Source organism: Anaerococcoides asporogena, assembly GCF_029590275.1.
Classification (GTDB): Bacteria; Bacillota; Clostridia; order Clostridiales; family Clostridiaceae; genus JG1575.
Window position 1 is genome coordinate 24,186 of the sequence record NZ_CP120965.1, and the last position, 21,585, is coordinate 45,770.

The 21,585-nt window shown below is 48.0% G+C and carries 22 protein-coding genes and 2 pseudogenes; 20 read left to right on the forward strand and 4 right to left on the reverse strand.

Features of this window, described 5'->3' with window-relative positions:
- The first annotated feature begins 462 nt into the window (after positions 1–462).
- Complete coding sequence (locus P6M73_RS00135) at positions 463–888, forward strand: Hsp20/alpha crystallin family protein (protein WP_277854139.1); 426 nt, start codon at positions 463–465, stop codon at positions 886–888.
- Between the two features lie 999 nt (positions 889–1,887).
- Here the strand turns inward: P6M73_RS00135 and P6M73_RS00140 are convergent.
- From P6M73_RS00140 to dnaA, 3 genes and pseudogenes are all read right to left on the reverse strand, one after another.
- Positions 1,888–2,100 carry an RNA-binding S4 domain-containing protein gene (locus P6M73_RS00140; RefSeq protein WP_489666458.1) on the reverse strand — a complete coding sequence of 71 codons (213 nt, stop codon included), beginning with the start codon at positions 2,098–2,100 and terminating at the stop codon, positions 1,888–1,890.
- Positions 2,100–3,134, reverse strand: a pseudogene (dnaN, locus tag P6M73_RS00145) (DNA polymerase III subunit beta); the annotation flags it as partial. The gene P6M73_RS00140 and the pseudogene dnaN, both read right to left, overlap by 1 nt.
- A gap of 305 nt (positions 3,135–3,439) precedes the next feature.
- Positions 3,440–4,825 carry a chromosomal replication initiator protein DnaA gene (dnaA, locus tag P6M73_RS00150; protein WP_277854171.1) on the reverse strand — a complete coding sequence of 462 codons (1,386 nt, stop codon included), beginning with the start codon at positions 4,823–4,825 and terminating at the stop codon, positions 3,440–3,442.
- A gap of 497 nt (positions 4,826–5,322) precedes the next feature.
- On the opposite strand from dnaA, the gene rpmH reads away from it, so the two are divergent.
- From rpmH to rpsR, 19 genes and pseudogenes are all read left to right on the forward strand, one after another.
- Positions 5,323–5,457 carry a 50S ribosomal protein L34 gene (gene rpmH / locus P6M73_RS00155; RefSeq protein ID WP_277854141.1) on the forward strand — a complete coding sequence of 45 codons (135 nt, stop codon included), beginning with the start codon at positions 5,323–5,325 and terminating at the stop codon, positions 5,455–5,457.
- Between the two features lie 46 nt (positions 5,458–5,503).
- Positions 5,504–5,878: a ribonuclease P protein component gene (rnpA, locus tag P6M73_RS00160; RefSeq protein ID WP_277854172.1), complete on the forward strand. Its 375-nt coding sequence runs from the start codon at positions 5,504–5,506 to the stop codon at positions 5,876–5,878.
- Entirely contained in the window at positions 5,850–6,068 is a 219-nt protein-coding gene (gene yidD, locus P6M73_RS00165; RefSeq protein WP_277854173.1) for a membrane protein insertion efficiency factor YidD, read from the forward strand. The genes rnpA and yidD overlap by 29 nt, the downstream gene beginning before the upstream one ends.
- Before the next feature lie 11 nt (positions 6,069–6,079).
- Complete coding sequence (gene yidC / locus P6M73_RS00170; protein WP_277854174.1) at positions 6,080–6,742, forward strand: membrane protein insertase YidC; 663 nt, start codon at positions 6,080–6,082, stop codon at positions 6,740–6,742.
- 93 nt (positions 6,743–6,835) lie between these two features.
- A complete protein-coding gene (gene jag, locus P6M73_RS00175; RefSeq protein WP_277854143.1) occupies positions 6,836–7,465 on the forward strand; it encodes an RNA-binding cell elongation regulator Jag/EloR in 630 nt (209 codons plus the stop codon).
- 430 nt (positions 7,466–7,895) lie between these two features.
- Positions 7,896–8,835: pseudogene (gene mnmE, locus P6M73_RS00180) on the forward strand (tRNA uridine-5-carboxymethylaminomethyl(34) synthesis GTPase MnmE).
- 41 nt (positions 8,836–8,876) lie between these two features.
- Complete coding sequence (locus P6M73_RS00185; RefSeq protein WP_277854175.1) at positions 8,877–9,122, forward strand: hypothetical protein; 246 nt, start codon at positions 8,877–8,879, stop codon at positions 9,120–9,122.
- An 8-nt stretch (positions 9,123–9,130) separates the two neighbouring features.
- Positions 9,131–11,002, forward strand: a complete 1,872-nt coding sequence (gene mnmG / locus P6M73_RS00190) for a tRNA uridine-5-carboxymethylaminomethyl(34) synthesis enzyme MnmG (RefSeq protein WP_277854145.1) — start codon at positions 9,131–9,133, stop codon at positions 11,000–11,002.
- A gap of 1 nt (position 11,003) precedes the next feature.
- Positions 11,004–11,747, forward strand: a complete 744-nt coding sequence (gene rsmG / locus P6M73_RS00195) for a 16S rRNA (guanine(527)-N(7))-methyltransferase RsmG (RefSeq protein WP_277854176.1) — start codon at positions 11,004–11,006, stop codon at positions 11,745–11,747.
- A 283-nt stretch (positions 11,748–12,030) separates the two neighbouring features.
- Positions 12,031–12,597, forward strand: coding sequence for a hypothetical protein (locus P6M73_RS00200; RefSeq protein WP_277853159.1), 567 nt, complete (start codon positions 12,031–12,033; stop codon positions 12,595–12,597).
- Entirely contained in the window at positions 12,594–13,634 is a 1,041-nt protein-coding gene (locus tag P6M73_RS00205; RefSeq protein ID WP_489666461.1) for an IS1634 family transposase, read from the forward strand. Before P6M73_RS00200 ends, P6M73_RS00205 begins: the two co-directional genes overlap by 4 nt.
- Positions 13,635–15,298: 1,664 nt before the next feature.
- Positions 15,299–16,072, forward strand: coding sequence for a ParA family protein (locus P6M73_RS00210; protein WP_277854178.1), 774 nt, complete (start codon positions 15,299–15,301; stop codon positions 16,070–16,072).
- A complete protein-coding gene (locus P6M73_RS00215; RefSeq protein ID WP_277854179.1) occupies positions 16,072–16,944 on the forward strand; it encodes a ParB/RepB/Spo0J family partition protein in 873 nt (290 codons plus the stop codon). Before P6M73_RS00210 ends, P6M73_RS00215 begins: the two co-directional genes overlap by 1 nt.
- Positions 16,945–16,953: 9 nt before the next feature.
- Complete coding sequence (locus P6M73_RS00220; RefSeq protein ID WP_277854180.1) at positions 16,954–17,541, forward strand: DUF4446 family protein; 588 nt, start codon at positions 16,954–16,956, stop codon at positions 17,539–17,541.
- A 327-nt stretch (positions 17,542–17,868) separates the two neighbouring features.
- Positions 17,869–18,705 carry a mechanosensitive ion channel family protein gene (locus P6M73_RS00225; protein WP_277854181.1) on the forward strand — a complete coding sequence of 279 codons (837 nt, stop codon included), beginning with the start codon at positions 17,869–17,871 and terminating at the stop codon, positions 18,703–18,705.
- Positions 18,702–18,905 carry a DUF951 domain-containing protein gene (locus P6M73_RS00230; protein ID WP_277854182.1) on the forward strand — a complete coding sequence of 68 codons (204 nt, stop codon included), beginning with the start codon at positions 18,702–18,704 and terminating at the stop codon, positions 18,903–18,905. Before P6M73_RS00225 ends, P6M73_RS00230 begins: the two co-directional genes overlap by 4 nt.
- Positions 18,906–18,992: 87 nt before the next feature.
- A complete protein-coding gene (gene rpsF, locus P6M73_RS00235; protein WP_277854183.1) occupies positions 18,993–19,280 on the forward strand; it encodes a 30S ribosomal protein S6 in 288 nt (95 codons plus the stop codon).
- A 12-nt stretch (positions 19,281–19,292) separates the two neighbouring features.
- A complete protein-coding gene (locus P6M73_RS00240; RefSeq protein WP_277854184.1) occupies positions 19,293–19,730 on the forward strand; it encodes a single-stranded DNA-binding protein in 438 nt (145 codons plus the stop codon).
- A gap of 83 nt (positions 19,731–19,813) precedes the next feature.
- On the forward strand, positions 19,814–20,122 hold the full coding sequence (rpsR, locus tag P6M73_RS00245; RefSeq protein ID WP_277854185.1) for a 30S ribosomal protein S18: 309 nt from the start codon (positions 19,814–19,816) through the stop codon (positions 20,120–20,122).
- Positions 20,123–20,257: 135 nt separating this feature from the next.
- Here rpsR and P6M73_RS00250 read toward each other — a convergent pair whose 3' ends face one another.
- Entirely contained in the window at positions 20,258–21,520 is a 1,263-nt protein-coding gene (locus P6M73_RS00250; protein ID WP_277854186.1) for an MFS transporter, read from the reverse strand.
- Between the last annotated feature and the right edge of the window lie 65 nt (positions 21,521–21,585).

Genomic DNA, 21,585 nt, shown 5'->3' on the forward strand with positions numbered 1-21,585 from the left:
CAGAAAGTTCAGATATGGCAAGGGTTTGAGGTGGTTTGGTCTTCCTTGGGACAGTTTCATCAACCCCCGCAAGCCTTGCAGTCAGCCCATATTCAGACCTCTGAAAATCATTGATAAATCATCCTGTAAAAGACTTAAAATTTATCATTCCACTTAGTATACAGCTGCAAATTCCAGTTGTTTTCTATCAAAAGCGAATTTTTATTGCCATTTTTTGGAGAGTCGCCGGACTTCTGCTTTTTCCAACCCTGTATCAGGTCTCCAGTCAAAGTACTTAGAGAATCAAAGCCTTGCTTAGAGAATATAAGCTTTTGTCAGCTATTATACCCAGATCTGCTGTCAGCTGGTTCAGATGCCTTCAAAATCCCCTGATTCTCATTTCATTCATGGGCAGTCCGTCCTATATTGAAGTTAGGAACAGGCCGAACCTGCTTTGAATTTTATGGAACGGAGGTTAAGAAAATGGCTGATTTATTCCCTATGCTGACCGGTCCGTCGCTGATGCCGGAAGACCGCTTCTTCCGAAAATTCTTTGACAGTCTGACCGATCATAAAAACTCACTGGCCATCGACCTGAAGGACGAAGGCGACCATTTCCTTCTGGAAGCTGACATGCCTGGCATTGCCAAGGAAAATATCAAAATCCACTACAAAGACAATGTCCTGACCATTCAGACCGAAAAGACGGAAGAGAAAAAAGAGGAAAACGAGGAAAAGCGGTACATGATGAGAGAGCGCTACTCCTCTTCCAGCAAGCGTCAGATCATCCTGGAAAATGTCAAAGCCGATGAAATTACTGCAGCCCTGGACAACGGCATCCTTCGGATCACCCTCCCCAAGAAAGAAAAGGAACCGGAAACCAATGTCCGCGAGATAGAAATTAAATAGGGCTATAGACAGCTCACGGAAGAAGAGTCTTCCGTGAGCTGTTCTTTATCCGGACACATGGCACCGACAGGAGTGCTCGGCTTCTTGCCTCGCTTGGCTGAGAGGCGAGAAGCTCGGCGAGGTTCGAATGATTCCCCGGATTGTCCTGTCAGGGCTGGAGCAGTTCGGGAGCTGCCAGCCCATGACACCGATGCATCGAATCCTTTGCGGATCCTGCGGTCGCACAGACGGAGTCTGGCCACAGCCAGAAAAACATTATCCTGGGTGGATTCAGTAAACCAGTGTCACCTTCATCAGCCAGGAGCGTCGTCGGACCCGGCCGTGAACCTTGTCAGGGTGACCGGGATGGATGGCGAAAGCCTCACCCAATGATGTAGCCCAGGAATCATTCGGTTGTGATCCGCGAGGTCGATCGGTCTGCGGGGTCGTACGGATTTCCCGCAAGAATCTCCAAAAGCCGATCTTCGAAATCAGGGGCAGATCAAGAGAAGGTCGGCGGCCGAGGCCGGGTCAGATCACTGACCTGCAATCCTCGATAAACCAGGCTAGTTATCTTACGGTGATCTGACCTGCCTGATTAGGAGTTCACATCAAGCCGAGCAGATCATTCGATGGTCATTCGAATTCCCTGGCCTCTGGAAAAGCTGTGAACCTGGGCTAAGTCAAATTCAGTTTTTTTCTGATGTCAAAGCGAGACAGTCCCCTGCTCACCCACAGAGAAATGTCTGGGAATACCAGGGAATGTCAGCGTTTTGTCCAGGAAATAAGGCGCTAAAAAATAAATTGTGTTTTTTGGGGGTCAATCACAAAAACTGTGGGATTTTCCCAAGTTGACATGGAGCCTCTGTCGGCGTGGTTCCGCCAGCCTTGCCGCTATGCTGCATAAATGCTGGGCTAGTCGGCCAGTCAGGCTACCACGTCGACCTCTCCGTGTAAACAGGAAAATCATAATCCCACATAAAAAGTGATTGAGCCTTTTTTGGGCTAAAAACCCCGGGGCTATTTCACCGTGACTTTCTGTCCGCTGAATTCCACGACATCACCAGGACGAATCTTTTTGGAGCGCTCAGTACAGACCGTACCGTTGAGCCGGACCAGCCCATCCTGGATAAAATGCTTGGCTTCACCGCCCATGGATGCCAGACCCGCCAGTTTCAGCAGAGAATCCAGCCGGATAAACTCCGTATCGATTTTGATTTCGATCATGGCCATTACCGGGCGATCCGAACCGGGAGCACAAGATACAGGCTCTTGTCGTTGTCTTCCGGCCGAACAATGCAGGGCGAGATGTTGGAGGTCATCTCCATCACGATCTTGTCCTCATCCATGGTTTTCAGGATGTCGATAATGTATTTGGCGTTAAAGGCAATTTCCAGTGATTCCCCGGTCATTTCGCCGTAGACTTCTTCCCGGAGTTTTCCCAGTTTTGAGTTGGAGGTGATGACCAGGGTATTGTCTTCAAACAGGAATTTAATCAGGTTTGAGGTGCCTTCATTGGCCATAACCGAAGCCCGCTCCGTCGCATCGCGGAACTCATTCTTGTCTATGACGACGCTGAGTTTGGAGTAATCGGGGATCATGTTCTGGTACTTCAGGTAGTCGCCCTGGAGCAGACGGGATATAATCCGGGTTTTACCCAGCTCAAACAGGACGTGATTGTCCGTGAAGGAAAGCCGGACTTCCTCGTCGGAATCCTGAATCACGGATAACAGGTCCCGTAAGGTCTTGCCGGATATAACCCGCTTGATCTCCACCGGAGTCTCGAGTTCTTCCGTGACCATAGCCATGCGATAACCATCCAGCCCAACCATGTTCAGTTTGCCATCGGCTGCTTCAAACAGCATGCCCATAAGAATCGGCCGGGTGTCTTCTGTGGCTACGGAGGACAGGACTTTACGAACCATGTTCTTGAGTCCGCTCTGAGTCAGGGACAGTGAAGTGGTTTCCTCGACCTCCGGGAAAACCGGGAAATCAGTGGGATCCATGTAGAGCAGATTCAGGACTGATTTTTCGGCTGAAATGGTGACCGTGTTGTTGTCAGCTGTTTCCAGGGTGATGATGTTGTTGGGTAGCTTGCGGATGATGTCTCCGAACATGCGTGAGTCCACGACGATGCGGCCTTCCTCATGAATTTCCGTGGGAAAGGATGTCTCCATGGAGACATCGACATCGGTTCCCCGCAGAGTCAATGTGCCTCCCTTGGCTTCCACCAGGATGCCTTCCAGGATCGGAATGGGAGATTTGGCTGCAACAGCTTTTGGACAACATTGACGGCATCGACCAGATCTTTTTTATTCACCTTGAGAATCATTGTTTTTCCTCCATCGCTTGGTTATCAACAGGTGTCGGGTTGACCCTTTTTTATTGATTATTTATTGTTCTAAAACAGTAGTTTGTAGTAGGGGCTGTGAATTTGTTGATATGTGGTTATTATCGGCCTGGCGCAAGGCTTTGGCCCGTGGATGACGCTTCGGATAACCGAAGGATAAAACAGGGGGTTATCAACAGGCTGGAAAGACTGTCAGACCATCCACAGGGAATGCACAGCGGGCTATGCGTAGTTTTGTGGATTAATTGCTGAGCTTTTGGTGATGTTGTCCACTGTGGTTTTTAAGGATGAATCACTTGCCAGTGCTTCGTGGATCTTCGTGTAGGCATGCATGACCGTGGTGTGGTCCTTATTGAATTCCTCGCCGATTTTTGGCAGGGAGGTGGATGTCAGGGTACGGGAAAGATACATTGCGATCTGGCGCGGCATGGCCACATTTCTGGTACGGCGCTGCCCCTTCAGGTCATCAACGGATAAATTATAATAATTGGCAACTACTTCCTGAATCAGTTCAACAGAAAGTTCTCTGTTTCGTGACTCGGAGACTAGATCCTTCAGCGCTTCTGTCGCCAGATCCACCGTGATCGCTTCATCCGTCAGACGCGCGTAGGCCATGACCCGGATCAGGGCGCCTTCCAGTTCACGGATGTTGGATTTGATTTTGGTGGCGATGTATATAAGGATATCATCCGGTACACTAATCTTGTCTGCTTCGGCTTTCTTCTTTAATATAGCGACTCGTGTTTCAAAATCCGGTGCTTCGATATCGGCGATGAGCCCTGAAGCAAACCGGGTGCGAAGCCGGTCTTCCAACGTGGGGATTTCATTGGGCGGGCGGTCCGAGGACAGGATGATTTGCTTGTTGGAATCCTTCAGTTCGTTGAAGGTATGGAACAGTTCCTGCTGCGTGCTTTCCTTGCCCGCAATAAATTGGATGTCATCGATCAGGATCACATCAACATTTTTGCGGTATTTTTCCCGGAAGGCCTCGTTGGAGTTATTCTGGATGGAATGGATCATTTCATTCATGAATTTTTCCGAGGAGACATACACAACGCGGGCATTTCGATTCTTTTCCTTGATGCGGTGGCCAATGGCATGCATCAGATGGGTCTTACCCAGCCCGACTCCGCCGTATATGAACAGTGGATTATAGGTTTCATTGGGTGAATCGGCAACAGCCAGGCAGGCCGCATGGGCGAACCGGTTGGAATTACCGATGACGAAGGTCTCAAACGTGTATTTCGGATTGAGATTGCCTGCATCGCTGCCGTTTCCATTGCCTGCTGTCGGTTTTTGGGGTCTGGCTTCTTCCTTGCTTTTTTTCTCCTCGACGGACAACTCAGAATCGGGAAGATCACCGATGATGATATCGATGGCTAAATCCTGCCTGGTTACATGGGCCACGGAGTTTTTCAGCAGATCCATATATTTTTGCTCAATGATCTCGCGGATCATCTTGTTTGGTACACTTAATGTGAGTTTTCGGTCTGCGATTTTCTCCGGCCGAATCGGTAAAAACCAGGTTTTGAAACTGACCGGGGCCATTATTTCATCTTCAATAATCTTTAGCACATCCTGCCAGATGCCTTCCAGATTGTCCCTCATGTTCGATAGTCTCCTTTGATCTTATGTTGATAAGTTCAATCCACAGCTGTGTATAATGTTACGGTCGCGTTCGTTCTTCGGAATCTATGCACAGGGAACCCATGATGCTTTTCCACTGGCCGGATGACCGCTGCATCTTTGCGATGCTTGATTTTTATGTCGTGTGGCTTAAATTTTCTCCAAAGTAATTTCACATGTTATCCACAAGTTAATCACAGGCCCGAAGTTATCCACAGGATCTTGTGATATAATGGGGATAAAATAAAATGAGGACCCGCTGAGAATCTAGTGATTCCAATGGGTTCCGCAGTTTTCGTGTTTTAATGATAACATAGTTGGGTTTACTAAAACAATAAGTTATCCACAGAAATCTGGGCTAAAATACCCTGGACCACTTGGGCATAACTTTCTTGACACACTAAAAACACATGAGTATAATAATCTAGTATCACTTAAAATGCATTAATTGCGAATAGACCCGGAGGAGGTGTAGATATATGTTCATGACGTATCAGCCAAAGAAGAAGCAGAGAAAGAAAGAACACGGCTTCAGAAAGAGAATGGCAACCAAGAATGGAAGAAATGTACTTAAGAGAAGAAAACTTAAGGGCAGAAAAAGATTAACAGCTTAAGGGCCGCATTATGTGGCCTTTTTCTGTAAGGAAGAGGAACACTTCTGTGAAACATGAAAGACTCAGGAAAAACCAGGAGTTCCGGAACGTATACAGAAGAGGCAGGTCTTGTGCCAGTGATATGCTGGTGCTCTACAAACTGAAGAATCCACGAAATGTTCTGAATGGAGAACCGTTCAACCGAATTGGGATCTCCGTCAGCAAGAAAGTTGGAAACAGCGTTACCCGAAGCCGTGTAAAACGGCTGATCCAGGAGGCCGCACGACTTTCCAGGGAAGATACAGTCCAAGGATTTGACCTGGTATTCGTCGCCAGAAACCCCATCGTTGGCAAAACTTATCATGAAGTGCTGTCATCGGTCCGCTATTTGTATAAGAAAGCGGGAATTAAACATGAAAAAAGTACTAATCAGCCTGGTTAAGTTTTATCAGAGAAATATTTCTCCGAATACACGACCCAGCTGCCGGTTCATCCCCACTTGCTCCCAGTATTCCCTGGAAGCGATCGAAAAGTATGGAGCTCTCAAGGGTTCCTGGATGGCCGTGAAACGGATATTGCGGTGTCATCCCTTTTATCGGGGAGCCATTTATGATCCGGTTGATAAAGACTAGGAGGAATTCCGTTGCAACAGAGTATTAACAATGTGTTCAGGACAGTTTTTGACATCCTGAATCAATTTTTGGGCAGCTATATCGCTGATCCCGGAACACGATGGGGATTGTCCATTGTGCTTTTCACAGTTCTTTTCAACATCATCGTCTTTCCGCTGAACTGGAAAGCCATGGTGAGTTCGAAGAAAATGAGCATGATCCAGCCGGAGCTGAAGAAGATCCAGGAGCGTTTCAAGAATGATCCTGCCAAGCTTCAGGAAGCACAGTCCAAGCTGATGAAGGAAAACAACGTCAGCATGTGGGGTGGATGCCTGCCCATGTTGATTCAGTGGCCCCTGTTCATTGCGCTGTTCAACGTCTTTAATCAGCTGGCGAAGGATGGAACCATCGGTGGGATGGGATTCCTCAGACCCTTGATTAATGATCTGGCAGACAACAATAATCTGCCACTGACCATTCTGACCGTTCTTACCATGCTCCTCTCAACCTGGATTACTCAGAAAGCCAATGAGAAGAACATGTCAGCCGAAGCAAAGGCTCAGGCCAAGCAGATGAATACCATGAACTACGTCATGGCACTCATGATCGGCTGGTTCACCTGGTCCTCCCCGCTGCTCTGGGACTGTACTGGATCACCGGAAACATTTTCCGGATTTTCCAGCAGCTCATCATGAACAAAGTTCAGGGAATGAACCAAACCCTGTGATCGTCCCTGACCTTCCGGAACCGGAAAAGAAAAGGAAAAGAAATAAGGTGATCAGAAAATAATGGAAGCATTGAAAGCAACAGGAAAAACACTGGAAGAAGCTGTAGAAGCTGCCAGAGCCAGCTTAGGCTGCACATTGGACCAGATGGAATATCAGGTGCTTGAAGAAGGCTCCAAAGGGATCCTCGGATTCGGCGCCAAACCATTCATCGTTCAGGCGACCCGCAAAGCGGAACCCCTGACCGACAAGGCAAAACACTTCATCCGCTCCATCCTTGATAAGATGGGACTGATGGCGGAGATCAGAGTACGCGAAGAAGACGGCAATATCCGTGTCAACCTGGCCGGACCCAAGATGGGCCTGATCATCGGCTACCGCGGGGAAACGCTGGATGCGCTCCAGTATCTGACGAACCTGGCAATCAACAAGGAACGGAGCCGTGAGGAATACACCCGAGTCATCATTGATACCGAAGGTTATCGTGAAAAGCGGGAAGAAACCCTCAAGCATCTGGCTGAGAAAACCGCCTGGAAAGTCACCAAGTACGGCAAGAGCATCAAACTCGATCCAATGAATCCCTACGAGCGTCGAATCATCCACTCCAGACTGCAGGATTATCCGAATGTTAAAACCCATTCCGAAGGGGAAGAGCCTTACCGGAAGGTTGTTGTGGAACTTGACCAGAAATAACCAACTGAATGGAAGCATAAAACAAAGACATTATCCTGCCGGATGATGTCTTTGTTCTATGCCTGGAAGAAATGACGGCCGGTGTCATTCGTTTTTTTGACAGATCAGATATAATGATAAAGAACAGTTTCCTCTGGGTGATCGCTGCAGTTCATGCAGCAGTCCCAACAGTGGAAAATACACGGTCAACCGCCGGTCCGATCAGGGATCACCGCGGCAACCTCAGCAACAGCCGGCCGGAACGTGCTTCATCGAGTCGAGGGACCGGCAGAAAGATATGGTGAACAGTAATGATAGATAATAAGACCATAGTGGGAGTAGCCACTTCGGCCAGTTTAAGTTCCATCAGCGTGATCCGGTTATCCGGGAGGCGGCTCTGCCCGTTGCGAGCCGGATTTTCCGGGGCATTCGGGGACGGCAGCTGACGGACATCAGGCCGTTTTCCATTCGCTACGGCCACATTCTTCAACAAGACGGCAGTGTGATTGACGAGGTTCTGGTCAGCTACTTCAAAGGACCCAGAAGCTACACCGGAGAGGATGTCATCGAGATTTCCTGCCATGGCGGTCCCCTCCCCGTCCGCCGCATTCTGGAACGAATTCTGGAGCAGGGCGTTCGACTGGCTCAGCCCGGAGAATTTACCAAACGGGCATTTTTAAATGGGCGGATTGACCTCTCCCAGGCGGAAGCAGTCATGGACATCATTCAGTCCCGGACCGATGCCGCTCTGCGCTCAGCCAACGATCAGAGCCGGGGCAAGCTGTCCCGGCGCATCCTGGAACTGAGGGATGAACTGATGAACGTCATGGCCAAAATTGAAGTTACGCTGGACTTTCCGGATGATGACCTGGATCGGTCCTCCGATCTGAAGCTGGCGCAGGAACTGGAGGCAATCTACACCGAAATTGAACAGCTTCTGGCCACTGCAGAAAAAGGCAAGCTGCTGCGCGAGGGCATCAAGGTGGTCATTGCCGGCAAGCCGAATGTCGGTAAGTCCTCTCTGCTCAACGCGCTGCTGGAGGAACAGCGGGCCATCGTCACCGAAATTCCGGGAACGACGCGCGATGTCATTGAAGAATACATCAATCTGGAGGATTCCGATCCGTCTGACCGACACGGCAGGGATCCGCGAGACTCAGGATCTGGTGGAATCCATCGGTGTGGAGCGATCCCGCCGCAGCCTGGAAGAAGCGGATCTCATTATCCTGGTGCTGGACCTGTCCAGACACTTAAGTGAGGAAGATCATGAACTGCTGGAGCAGACGGCCGGCCGCAAACGAATCCTGCTGCTTAATAAGGAAGACCTGCCCAAGGTGGCTGAAATTCCGGAGGACATCCTTCCAAGATGCCACTGTGATCCTCGGCGCTGAACAATTATGGGCTGGACCGGCTGCGGGAGCGCATTCATGCCATGAGCCTGGAGGATGCCTCCGGCTTTGATGAAACACTGGTTACCTCAGCCAGACATAAGGAAGCACTGATGCAGGCCCAGCAGGCCCTTATGGATGCGGTTGCTGCCATCGAGCTGGCTGTGCCGATGGATCTTGTAACCATCGATGTTCATGCAGCCTGGTCCAGTCTGGGCGAAATAACAGGTGATACGCTGCAGGAGGATCTGGTTGACAAGATCTTCTCCGGCTTCTGTATCGGAAAGTAGGTGAAATAATGCCATATCAAGGACAATCATACGATGTGATCGTGATCGGCGGCGGCCATGCGGGAGCGGAAGCTGCTCTGGCCAGTGCCCGCCTGGGGATGAAAACCATCCTGCTGACCATGAACATCGATTCTATTGCCTTCCTCCCCTGCAATCCAAACATCGGAGGAACAGCCAAGGGTCATCTGGTCCGGGAAGTGGATGCTCTGGGCGGACAGATGGGCCTGAATATTGATAAGACTTTTATCCAGTCCCGGATGCTCAATACATCCCGGGGTCCCGCAGTTCATTCACTGCGGGCCCAGGCTGACAAGAAACGCTACCAGGAAGAAATGATCAAGACGCTGGAAGCTCAGGACGGTTTGACCCTCTATCAGGTAGAGGCAACCGCTTTGAATGTGACAGACGGAGTCATTCAGGGCGTCACCACCAAGAACGGGGCATACCTTCCGGCAAAAGCCGTCATCCTGTGCACCGGAACGTATCTGAAAGGAAAAATCATTATTGGAGAAACCAGTTATGAGTCTGGCCCCAGCGGACTTCAGCCGGCTCGGGACCTCTCCCAGAATCTGCTCGACCTGGGCATTGCCCTGAGACGGTTTAAAACCGGTACCCCTGCCCGGGTCCATAAGCGAAGCATCGACTTTTCCGTCATGGAGGAGCAGACCGGTGATTCCGAGATTTACCCGTTCTCGTTCCTGACCGAAACGCTGGACCGGGTGGACCAGGTCAGCTGCCACCTGACCTATACCGCTCCCCTGACCCATGAAATAATCCGCCGGAATATCCATCGCTCCCCTCTCTACAATGGATCCATCGAGGGGGTCGGGCCGCGCTACTGCCCTTCGATCGAGGACAAGCTGATGAAATTTCCGGATAAAGAACGTCATCAGATCTTTATTGAACCGGAAAGTGAATCCAGCCAAGAGATGTATATACAAGGTATGTCATCATCGCTGCCGGAGGATGTCCAAATTGAATTCCTCCGTTCTGTACCTGGTTTGGAGCAGGCGGAAATCACCCGTCCGGGATACGCCATTGAATATGACTGCATTGATCCCCTGCAGTTGAAACCGACCCTTGAATTCAAAACAATCCGAAACTTGTTCAGTGCCGGCCAGATCAATGGAACCTCTGGCTATGAGGAAGCTGCCGGTCAGGGAATTCTGGCTGGCATCAATGCCGCATTGGCCATACAGCATCGGGAGCCCGTGATGATCGACCGTTCTCAGGGGTATATCGGCGTACTGGTGGACGATCTGGTCACCAAGGGGACCAATGAACCCTATCGAATGATGACGGCCCGATCGGAATATCGTCTGGAGTTAAGACAGGACAATGCGGATCTTCGGCTGACGGAACTTGGCCGACAAGTTGGTTTGGTCAATGATGAGCGCTGGGCCCGGTATATGGAGCGCAAGGAAGCCATCGGTCGGGAGAAACACCGGCTGAAGGAAGAGGTCCTTACCGGCAAGGCGGACCAAAACGAAGTCATGATTAAACTGGGCAGCACTGAGATTAAGAAAGCCACGAGCCTGTATGACCTGATCAAGCGCCCAGAACTGGATTATGACAAACTGTCGCCCCTGGATCCGAACCGCATGCCATTGAGGAAGGATATCCGGGACGAAATTAATATTCAAATCAAATACGAAGGATACATTCAAAAGGAACAGGAGAAAATCAATCAGTTCCGCAAGATGGAAAATCGGTTGATTCCGGATGAGGTTAACTATTTAACAATCAAAGGACTGCGCAAGGAAGCACAGCTGAAGCTGGATCAATTACGACCGCTGAACCTGGGCCAGGCATCTCGAATCTCGGGAGTCTCCCCTGCTGATATCAATGTCCTTTTAATTTATCTGGAATCCAGGAGGTAATATGAACCAGCACTATGATATGCTCCGACGGATCGCTGAACCAATGGAAATGGATGTTTCACGTGAAACATTTGAGCGATTTGTTCTTTATAAAAATCTGCTGCAGGAATGGAACCAACACCTGAACCTGACAGCAATTATCGATGATGACGGAATTTTCCTGAAACATTTCGCAGATTCGATCACTATTTTCCGCTTGAATGAGGTCAAACAATCGAAATCTGTCATTGACGTTGGTACGGGGGCCGGATTCCCCGGCCTTCCGATGAAAATCCTGGATAATTCGATTGAACTGACTTGCCTGGATCCACTGAATAAACGACTGATCTTTCTAAAGGAAGTAACGAATCAGCTTGGTTTAGCGGGTGTTCATTTCATTCATGGTCGAGCTGAAGATGTTTCACGTGAAACATCTCATCGCGATCACTATGATTTGGCGGTATCCAGAGCGGTGGCAGTACTTCCCACACTGATGGAATTCTGCTTGCCCTTCGTCGCACCGAATCATTATTTCGTCGCTATGAAGGGTCCGGGTATTGAAGCTGAGGTTAAACTGAATCCCAAGCTGTTTCATGAATTGTCTTCAAGTCTTGTCAAAATTGAACAGGTGCCTGATTTAGATGAATACGAGCACAACCTCGTATTGATCAAAAAATCCAACGCAACCAGCTCGAATTTTCCAAGAAAATTCGCCCAAATTAAAAAAGACACGGAACGATACAAGACCCTTCTGGGCAAAAGTTAAAATCCAACTAATTCTCTGTAGACAGTACTCAGAAAAACATTCTCCACGGCAGCAATGTTTCACGTGAAACATTGCTGCCGTTTTATAACCCCAATTCCCGGAAATAGTATAGTCTACACCTTCGGTTTGATCCCCCAATTGGGTGACATAGATGTTGGATTTTCCTCGAATTAAGTCACAGAGCCGATTTCATATGAGATGGCTCTGTGACTTAATTTATTTTTATCTTGCTTATTACCCCTCTGTAGACTATAATATAAGTAGTCTACAGAGGAGGGATATTATGGCAATGCTCAATATTTCAATCCCAATTCCCACCGAGCGCATCACCTACAAAAAAGATGGCCCGGATAAGCCCAGACGCGTCTATCATGTCGAAAAACGCTACAGAAACGCATTGGGTACCCCTACAGCCAAGGAAGTTGCCATTGGCAAAGAGGATCCTACTCGTCCCGGTTGGATGATCCCCAATGAACGATTCACTGAGTTCTATCCGCTGCCAGTCGATGCCATTTCCCTGACCCCGCCTCAAGAGGTTCTGGCGGCTGGTCATATCGCTCTGTTGTGGCAGCGAGCTGAGGCTATTGGATTGACCAAGGCTTTACAACAGGTATTTCCCTTGCAGGCACAAGAGCTTTTGGCGATGGCCATCTATATGGTCTGCGAAGGCAATGTCATGATGAATCTGGATCTGTTCATCCGGGAGAGCCTACTTTCTACAAGGCTCAGTCTGAATTCCCAGCGCAGCAGCGAACTGTTTGCACAGATCAGCGAAGAGCAGCGCTTTCGGTTTTTAAGCTCTGGAGTGCTTTCCACAAAGACGAGGAACAGACCCTGGCTTATGATGTGACGAGCATATCGACCTATGCGGAGATCCAAATGGCAGAGTACGGCTATAATCGGGATCAGGAAACCCTACCGCAACTCAACATCGGCATGCTTTATGGCACCAAGACAGCCCTCCCGCTTTGCTATGAGATCTACAGCGGAAGTATCGTGGACAAGGCCTTTTTCCCCTATATGATGGAATTGGGCGAATTGGTCGGTCTCAATGATTTGTTCTACATCATGGATCGAGGCTTTCTCACCCTAGACAATCTGAGCTTCATGGCCCAGAACCAACTCAATTTCCTGATGGCTGCTCCCAAATCCCAGAAAATCTATCGTCAGGCATTAATCGAGGCAACCGCGGTGATCCGTCACTCTCGTTATCACATCCCCCAGACCAGCTGCTATGGACTGTCCAAAGTGATCCAGATCAATGAGTTGCCCTATACCCTCCACATCTACCTGAACACATCCAGTGCGGCGGATGAAGAAGCCCGGATCTACCAGCATGTTGATCGTCTCGAGGAAGAGCTGCAAAATCAGATGAAGCCCATCAGTATTACTCGGTATAACAAGTATTATGATGTGACACGCAATGCATCACCGATTGAGGAGTACGAACGCAATCACGAGAAGATCACCGAGATGATTGAGCTGGCCGGCATGTTCTGCCTGCTGAGCAATACCCAGGATAAGAGCGCAGAGGAGGCACTACGACTTTATGGGCGACGGGACACGGTGGAGAAGGCCTTCCAGAATTTAAAAAACAGCATCGACTATGACCGCTTTCTGACGCACACAGAAAAGACGACAGAAGGGAAAGCCTTTGTCGCCTTTTTGAGTCTTATTCTGTGGTCGGATTTGACCAATCATGGGAAAAACAGCGGGGAGAAATCCATCAACCGGTTGGTCAAACAGATGGGAACGATCAAGCGGACCGATTATGGATCAGGCTGCAGTTTGCTCCAGCCACTGACCAGGAAACAAAAGGACATTCTTAGCGCGTTCGCCATCGAACCGGAGGAATTTCTTCAAACCATTCTCCACTTTGAAGTGTAGACTATAGAATTCCCGGGAATTTGGGTTATAATTCATCTTTGTAATCTATTTTTTGTGATCCGTCTTTCTAAGATCGGATCATATATGAGTTGAAGACAACTCGAGTCTGATCGCTTTATAATAGGAGTCTTGTAGATTGTCTGGACAATAATTTCAGGTTATCCATTGAATAATGGAAGTAATCAAGAATCGAATTCTTGATCTGTGCATAAGTCCATGATTTTCATTGGTTTATGAGCATCTGAGTCAATTAGAAACTATTCCCAAAATAATCCACTGATTTATCCCCAAATGGTCCATATAATGTGGATAAGTCGGTGGATTACTCAGAAAAGTTGTTAATATTAATAAAAATGCCCTAAAATACTTCGTTGGAAACGTACTTATCAACAGGATACACACATGTTTTCTGAAGAAAAAAATGATTATAACGTTTTGTTTTGGTTACTATTATGTGTTATCCACAATTTTAAGTTCTCATTGTGGATAACACATCTTCATTTCTGCTTAATAATGGAATGAGGAAGAATATAAGTTCAACGTGAAACCAACTGGTGTGGATAACATGATAAAAAAGAGCATTTATTTGATTGAAGTACAAAGCAAAATCAATTGATGGGTAAAGGTATCCACAAAAACACGCAATGAATGTAAATATCTAGTCCACATGAACGATCTTCCATCGAACTTGGAGATGAACTGGAAATGAAAGCTGTATGAGGTGCTAAACTCAGAGGTAAAAACCAATTGACGGGCATATTATTATTGTACTGGCAGGCAGCAAAATTATGATCCGATGCAGGAGCCATTGTACGGATCCAGGAATGAAATAATAAATCATAGTATACCTGCATTGGTTCTTTGAAAGCGACCAAATGTTTCATGTGAAACATTTGGTCGCATAATTTTTGTGAAGAAGCACGACTATTGATTATTAGAACGAACTTAATCATACTGATAAGATTCCTGGTCATCAGCAAAAGTCCAGGCTTTAGCTATGACACCTGCTAAAATGGAAGAAGATGTTTCACGTGAAACATTTTTTCTTAAAGTTTGTTACAATCCCTTAAAACTGATAAAAAAGCCCGAATTAAATTGAATACTAATCCAGTAAATCCAGGTCAATTGGTAGATTAAGAAGCCCCGGGGAGCGAGGATGTTTCACGTGAAACATTCATTCGGCCATACTGTGAATAGTATTTAAAGAGTGGAAGAACAGGTAATTTCACAGCTGGGCTAATTTAGCCCAAAGCATGAATGGAACTGTTGGAAATTCTTTTCGATTTATCGGGATAGATGCATAAATAACTTGGTATTTATGGTAAAATTAGTAGAGCAAAGGTTCAAATGTTTCACGTGAAACATGTTATGAGCACAAAATTTTAGCCCAAATTTCCGAATTGATCAAACTGATTATGAAGATCGAATCAATGTTCGAGAGTGGGATAATGATTTATCAACTTCTTCGAAGGAATATTGACAAAATAATCAACTGATTCAGTGGATAAATAGGATATGCCTAAAAAAAAGATTCAAAATTTACTTGATTTGGAAATAAAAAAATGGACTTGTACGACATTTGTAAAGTTCGCTGAAATGCTTTTCACAGCCACTCAGACGGACGGCTTTTGGTTATAATAAATTAAAGTAAGGGAGAATGCCATTTGAAAGTAATCAGTATATTCAACCAGAAGGGCGGCGTTGGCAAAACCACTACCAACATCAATCTGGCCGCGGGTCTGGCGTTGAAGAAGAAAAAGGTACTGACCATCGACATGGATCCGCAGGGAAACACAACATCCGGACTAGGCATCGATAAGCGGGAACAAACCCTCTCTACTTATGATCTGCTGCTGGGAGATATCCCGGTCAGTGACCTGATTCAGCCTGTTGAAACTGTCCCGGGGCTCTATATAATTCCTGCCAGCATGCACCTGGCTGGAGCGGATATTGAGCTTTCGCAAATCAAAGACCGGGAAAAAGTTCTGGCTGAACGTTTAAAAGAAATTGAGACTCGTCAGTTTGATTATATTTTTTTGGATTGCCCACCCTCACTGGGACTGCTCAGCATCAATGCGCTGACGGCATCCGACTCTGTGATTATTCCCATGCAAAGTGAATTTTATGCTTTGGAGGGAATCAGTCATCTGCTTGATACCATTCAAAGGGTCAATAAAGGCTTGAATAAAGATCTGGCAATCGAAGGAGTTCTCCTTACGATGTACGACCCACGCAAAAATCTTCATCTGGAAGTAGCTAAAGAATTGAAAAAACATTTCGGTGCGCTCGTATACCGCTGTACGATTCCTCAGAATGTCCGTCTGGCAGAGGCACCCAGTTTTGGGTTGCCCATCTATCAGTTCGATGCCCGCTGCAAAGGGGCAGAAGCCTTTGAGGATCTGGTAAAAGAGTTCCTGAAAAAGAATAAGGAGAAATAATGAGCAAAAAATTCGGTCTGGGAAAAGGACTGGATTCCTTATTGCCAACGGAAGACCCGGCGAAGAAGACAGAATCCGCCGTTAAGCCTTCGGATAAAGTAAGCATCAACCAACTGAAACCCAATAAGGAACAGCCAAGAAAACATTTTGATGAGACAAGGCTGCTTGAACTGACCGAGTCCATCAAAGAACACGGAGTCATTCAGCCGATCCTGGTTACCAGGGATAAGGCCGGAAGCGATTATATCATTGTAGCGGGAGAACGCAGATGGAGAGCGGCGAAAAAGGCCGGCCTCAAGGAAGTTCCGGTCGTAGAAATGGATCTGACCAATCAGGAACTAATGGAAGTATCTCTCATTGAAAACATTCAGCGTCAGGATCTCAATCCGATTGAAGAAGCCGGCGCGTTTAAGAAACTAATGGATGATTTCAAAATGACGCAGGAAGCGATCAGTCAGCGGGTGGGAAAGTCGCGAGCAGCGATTTCCAACACCATTCGACTTCTTCAGCTGGATTCCAGAGTGCTGGATTATCTGGCCGACGGCGTTATTTTTGAAGGACATGGCCGGGCGTTGCTCGGGGTCGATGATCCGGATCTGCAGTACAAGATCTGTCAGAAGATCATTGACGAAGGCATGTCAGTCCGGGATGCCGAAAATTACATAAAGAATTATGACAAAATGAAAGACCTTCGATCCAGAGAACGGAAAAAGGATATTTTCCTGGCGGATCTGGAGAAGCAAATCGGCGGTTATTTCGGCACGAAAGTGACATTTCGGCAGAAAACCAAAAACAGGGGCAAGATCGAAATCGAGTACTACAACCAGGAAGACCTGGAGCGAATTCTCGACTTACTGAAGGCAGAGGAATAAGGGGAGAAAATGAATTTATTAAATCAAATGGGACCGGTCGTGGCGGTGGCATTGGTTTTCTTGTTGGCTGCTGTTATTGGACTGAGCGTTCTATCGTATAAAATGTATAATAAACTGAACAAGATTGAGACGGCTTACCGCAGAACGTTCCGGGTGGGACGGGGAAAAATCCTGGAAGATCTGATTGCGGAGAATCTCCAGATAATGGAAGAGGCTTCTACGGTTTCCAAGGAAGTTGCAGCTAAAATGGAAAAGCTCGAATCAGATATGGCCCGTGCAATTCAGAATGTCGGCATGGTTCGATACAGAGCCTTCAAGGATATGGGACCGGAACTGTCCTTCTCCCTGGCACTGCTCGATGCTCATAAAGACGGCGTAATCATTACCAATATCTTCGGCGGATCCAACTGCTCCGTTTATTCCAAGCCGATCAAGGATGGCAAGTCAGACTTCCTCCTGTCGCTGGAAGAAAAGGAGGCGCTGGAAATCGCGATGTCGGACAAGCCCAGCAAGATTCCGGAGCCGGCTAAAAAACCAACCCTTCCGGGGATGATCGCCGCTGTGGTGGCAAACAATATCCTGGCACCCAAAAACTAATAATTCAAACAGAAAACGGGATGAAATCCCGTTTTTTGCTTGTCCGCAGATCAACAGGATTGCATCACAGTACACGGAGATCCTTTGCTGGCTACGATTTCTCATGATGCGGCTCCCTTTGGGGGGAGTGGCGAAGTTTTATTTCCGGATAGCCGGTTTCGGTTTTTTGATGTGCGTATCAAGTGACCAGCGGATTGCTGAAATTAGGATGAATTACCCGAACAAGAGTGAAAACTGTCCCGGGGCGGGGACAAATTAAGATATAATAAGAGATGTATAACAAACAGGGAAGCATGAATAATAAGTTTGTTTCCGACGGAGGATCCTATGAATCTGGAAGAAATATGGATCAGCATGAAACCTGGTTTGGCAGCCATTCCCGGGAAACTGGTTGCCTCTCTGGCAGTACTGCTGACCGTAACCTTGATCATCAAGCTGCTGCATTATCTGATCGATCGAACCCTGGACGTCAAGTTTATGAAACTGGATCTGGTAACCCAGAATATCCGAACAAAAACACTCCGCTCGATTCTGAAGAGCCTGACCACGTACGGTCTCTATATTTTCGCAATCCTCTATATCATCACGTTGTTTGTCGGCCCGCTGGGCCTGACTCTGACATCCATCGGCGGCGTAGCCCTCGGCTTTGGGGCTCAGAGCTTCGTCAAAGACATCATTGCCGGCATTTTCATTCTGATGGAGAACAAGTTTAAAATCGGGGAGTATGTCACCATTGGCGGACGCCAGGGCATCGTAGAGGATATCGGTCTGCGCACAACGGTGCTGCGTGATTTTAACGGCGATATGCACATCATTCCGAATGGCAACATTCAGGAAGTCACCAATGTATCCCGGGGGGACCGGCGGTTCATGGTGGAAGTGCTCATCCCCGATACCGGCGCCGTCGAGCAGGCGGCTGTCCTTTTGCAGGAAGTGAGTGAGGAGTTCAAGAAAACCCATGACCAGCTGCTGGACGGACCCGCTTATGTGGGTGTTGTCAACATCCGGGATGTGGGAGCAACCCTGCGTGTTCAGGGCCGGGCGGAGTATGTCTATCACTGGATTTATGAAAATGACCTGAGACGGGATATTCTTCAACGCTTCGCACAGGCAGGGATAAAAACAGGTGTCCGGATGTTTTCCGAAGGAGGCATGGCAAAATGATCAGCGAGTATGAACTGGGAACGATTGTCCAAATGAAAAAACAGCACCCGTGCGGTTCCTGGCAATGGGAAGTCATCCGACTGGGTGCGGATATCAAGATCAAATGTACCGGATGTGGCCGTATGGTAATGCTGCCAAGAAGCAAGTTTGAAAAGGACGCGAAGAAAGTAATCAGTACAGGCGAAAAAAAAAATTTGTAATGTCGGAGAAAATGTGATAGCATTAGTAATTGCAATCCCTGTCATGCGAAATGTATGACCATTTGTCCGGGGGGAGGAGGTGACATTATGAGAAAGTATGAAACCATATTCATTGCACATCCGTCATTCGACGAGGAAGGCGTTAACGGCCTGATCGAACGGTTCAAGGGTGTAATCGAAAATGGCGGAGGTACCGTCGCTAATGTTGATTTATGGGGTAAGAGAAGACTTGCTTACGAAATCAGCAAAGTGAACGAAGGTACTTATGTACTGATGAACTTTGAAAGTGAATCAGCATTGCCGAAAGAACTCGACCGTATCTACAGAATTACGGATGGAGTTTTGCGCCACATCATCGTCGTATTAGAAAAATAAGGATGGTGTAAAATGAACAAAGTAACATTAATAGGAAGACTGACAAAAGATCCTGAACTGCGCTACACACCCGGTGCCGGCACTGCCGTCACAACCCTTACCCTGGCCGTCGACCGGAGATTCTCCAAAGAAGGACAGCGCGAGGCTGATTTCATTCCCGTGGTCATCTGGGGCAAGCAGGCGGAAACGACTGCCCAGTATGTCACCAAAGGGAAATTGATCGGGATAGCCGGAAGAATTCAGGTCAGATCCTATGATGCCAAGGATGGTTCCAAGCGTTATGTCACCGAAGTCATTGCAGAAGAAGTCCAGTTCCTCGAATGGGGAGACGGACCAAGAGGCAATAGCGGTTCTGCCCGTTCCGCCGGTAATGGATTTGACACTGGAAGCGACTTTGGCTCAGGATTCGAGGATATGACTCCTGTGGATGAGGGAGATATCCCATTCTAAACCAAACCGCAACCCGGCAGAGACCCTGCCAACGGTTATTCATCCGATAATCCCAACAGGGAACCCATGAAAGGAGGATAACAATGGCTAGAGAAAATCACGCATCAAGCGAAAACAGAGAATCAAGACCCGGCCAGAGAGATGGCAGAGGCGATTTCAGAAGAGCCAACCCCAGAGTCAGACGTTCCAGACGGAAAGTTTGCCAGTTCTGTGTCGACAAGGTTGATTCCATTGATTACAAGGATGTACCAAAGCTGAGAAAATTCATCACAGAGAGAGGCAAGATTCTTCCCAGAAGAATTTCCGGAACCTGTGCCAAACATCAGAGAGTTCTCACTGAGGCGATCAAGAGATCAAGAAACATCGCATTGCTTCCGTTCACAACGGATTAATTGAAATTCAGCAGCCTGCATCAACTGATGCAGGCTGCTTCAATTTTTTGATTTTTTTGATTTAATGTTGCAAGCAAGCTTCGGTTCATGGCAGGAAAGGATTGCAATTAATTCTTAGATCAAAAGATCCGTTCGTTATACAAGGCTCCGCGAGACAGCGATACTCTTTTTTTGCTGCATGAACAGGCCGATGAACATCAGTGTGGCAAGAAAGCTCAGAACCAGCGATATCTGGTAGCTGTTGGTATAGCTGCCCGTCTGGTCAAAGAGAATTCCGGTAATGATCGGACTGATCATGCTGCCCAGGGCACCGATGGCTGTCAGGACACCGAAAATCGAGTTATAGTCTTTTTTGCCAAAAAACTCAATGGTCAGGACCGTATTGGCGACAGTGGCATAGGCGCAGCCGATGCCGACAAAGACAATGGTCAGGATCAGACCGAACAGCGAGGTGGCGAACAGCATGCCGAATGTCGCAATCGTGGTGGCAAGACAGGCAATCAGTACTGCCTTTTTCACGCCAATCCGGTCAAACAGCTTGCCCAATGCAACTTTCCCGAAGGCCAGGGATCCCATGGTCAGCGCCACGACGTTCGCACTGAAGGAAATGGAGTAGCCGATATTGGCCAGGTGGGGCGCCACGTTCATCATTAAGCCATTGATGGCAATGACGAGAAATAACGAGGAGATGGTAATCACCCAGAAGGTTCCTGAGCGCATCGCCTGCGAAAGCATCATACCTTCATTTGCCGGTACAACGGATGGATCCGGTGTCGGCTCAGCTGCTCCGTAGGCTTGAAGCCCAGCCTCCCGGGGATGGACCTTAAGAATGAAGAACACGCAGGGTGTGACCAGGACCAGCATCAGCAGGGACAGGATCTGATAGGATATGCGCCAGCCGTAGGACTCGAGCCATACACCGGTCAGCGCGCTGAGAACCATGCCGCCGACACCGCTGCCCATGAAAGCCATTCCGATCGCGCTGGCCCGGCTGGTTTCAAACCAGTTGCTCAGAATAATCGACAGGGGCAGAATGGCCATCAGGCTGATGCAGAGGCTGCTGATGGCGGTAAGTATATAAAAGGTCATCAGAGAACTGGCTTTGGAATAAGAAAAGAAGGAAACAATTAAAATGACGGTGGCGACCTTCATGATCTTCATGATGTTGGAGGACTTGAAGATTTTTCCGGTCAGCAGGGAAATCACCAGTTGGCAGATGGCCCGGATGGTCATCGTGGCGTTGATTTCAGAACGGGTAAATCCAAGGTCAGCGGAGACCGGCTGAACGAAAATGCCGGCACAGTTGTAGACGCTGCCCCAGGCCACCGCCATAATCATGAACGATGCCCCTACCATCCTCCAGGCCGGATGCAGCTTATTTCTCTTTGGATTGTTCATACATTGCCCTTTCCTGTTAAATCAGCCAGAAAGCCGTCTGCTGTATGCGGCGGCCGTCTGGCTGA

What these genes read in the sequence shown, in the direction of transcription:
- P6M73_RS00135 (WP_277854139.1), top strand. Translation starts at nt 463, where the DNA reads ATGGCTGATTTATTCCCTATGCTGACCGGTCCGTCGCTGATGCCGGAA.
- P6M73_RS00140 (WP_489666458.1), bottom strand. Translation starts at nt 2,100, where the DNA reads ATGGCCATGATCGAAATCAAAATCGATACGGAGTTTATCCGGCTGGAT.
- dnaA (WP_277854171.1), bottom strand. Translation starts at nt 4,825, where the DNA reads ATGAGGGACAATCTGGAAGGCATCTGGCAGGATGTGCTAAAGATTATT.
- rpmH (WP_277854141.1), top strand. Translation starts at nt 5,323, where the DNA reads ATGTTCATGACGTATCAGCCAAAGAAGAAGCAGAGAAAGAAAGAACAC.
- yidD (WP_277854173.1), top strand. Translation starts at nt 5,850, where the DNA reads ATGAAAAAAGTACTAATCAGCCTGGTTAAGTTTTATCAGAGAAATATT.
- jag (WP_277854143.1), top strand. Translation starts at nt 6,836, where the DNA reads ATGGAAGCATTGAAAGCAACAGGAAAAACACTGGAAGAAGCTGTAGAA.
- P6M73_RS00185 (WP_277854175.1), top strand. Translation starts at nt 8,877, where the DNA reads ATGAGCCTGGAGGATGCCTCCGGCTTTGATGAAACACTGGTTACCTCA.
- mnmG (WP_277854145.1), top strand. Translation starts at nt 9,131, where the DNA reads ATGCCATATCAAGGACAATCATACGATGTGATCGTGATCGGCGGCGGC.
- rsmG (WP_277854176.1), top strand. Translation starts at nt 11,004, where the DNA reads ATGAACCAGCACTATGATATGCTCCGACGGATCGCTGAACCAATGGAA.
- P6M73_RS00200 (WP_277853159.1), top strand. Translation starts at nt 12,031, where the DNA reads ATGGCAATGCTCAATATTTCAATCCCAATTCCCACCGAGCGCATCACC.
- P6M73_RS00215 (WP_277854179.1), top strand. Translation starts at nt 16,072, where the DNA reads ATGAGCAAAAAATTCGGTCTGGGAAAAGGACTGGATTCCTTATTGCCA.
- P6M73_RS00220 (WP_277854180.1), top strand. Translation starts at nt 16,954, where the DNA reads ATGAATTTATTAAATCAAATGGGACCGGTCGTGGCGGTGGCATTGGTT.
- P6M73_RS00225 (WP_277854181.1), top strand. Translation starts at nt 17,869, where the DNA reads ATGAATCTGGAAGAAATATGGATCAGCATGAAACCTGGTTTGGCAGCC.
- P6M73_RS00230 (WP_277854182.1), top strand. Translation starts at nt 18,702, where the DNA reads ATGATCAGCGAGTATGAACTGGGAACGATTGTCCAAATGAAAAAACAG.
- rpsF (WP_277854183.1), top strand. Translation starts at nt 18,993, where the DNA reads ATGAGAAAGTATGAAACCATATTCATTGCACATCCGTCATTCGACGAG.
- P6M73_RS00240 (WP_277854184.1), top strand. Translation starts at nt 19,293, where the DNA reads ATGAACAAAGTAACATTAATAGGAAGACTGACAAAAGATCCTGAACTG.
- rpsR (WP_277854185.1), top strand. Translation starts at nt 19,814, where the DNA reads ATGGCTAGAGAAAATCACGCATCAAGCGAAAACAGAGAATCAAGACCC.
- P6M73_RS00250 (WP_277854186.1), bottom strand. Translation starts at nt 21,520, where the DNA reads ATGAACAATCCAAAGAGAAATAAGCTGCATCCGGCCTGGAGGATGGTA.